The sequence below is a fragment of the Streptomyces sp. URMC 124 genome (assembly GCF_051386455.1).
In the GTDB taxonomy this organism is placed as follows: Bacteria; Actinomycetota; Actinomycetes; order Streptomycetales; family Streptomycetaceae; genus Streptomyces.
In genome coordinates, this window is record NZ_JBPQTS010000375.1 from 1 (window position 1) to 385 (window position 385).

Here is a 385-nt window from a genome sequence, read left to right on the forward strand (position 1 = left end):
GCAATTTGCGGGTTTTCAGAACGGCTTTTTCCTCACACTGCTTTACGAGTGCGGCATTGATGTCTTCGACGATCTTGTCGCCGTAGCGTTTGCGGGCATAGATGAGCGTAGACGGGTCGGGCATCGGTTCGTCGATGGCAAACCGGCAGAACATTCGCCATGTGATGCTGTCACCGACTTCCTTCACGAGTGACTCGTAGCCCAAATTGTATTTATGCTTCAGGATCATAAGACGGATGTACTTTTCAATTGCAAGCGTAGGACGGCCGCTTTTCTTGCCTTTCGGGTGCAACTCAGTAAACGGTTGAAGAAAACGGTCGTCGTCCAGTAATTGATCTATGATTGCAAGCTCGACCGGCAACTTTCTAACAGATTCCGGGAGAAT

The 385-nt window shown here is 49.6% G+C and carries 1 protein-coding gene; it reads right to left on the bottom strand.

Annotated features, from left to right (window positions below):
• A partial coding sequence (locus tag ACSNOG_RS33005) for a transposase (protein WP_436756362.1) occupies positions 1–385 on the bottom strand: 385 nt, incomplete at both ends.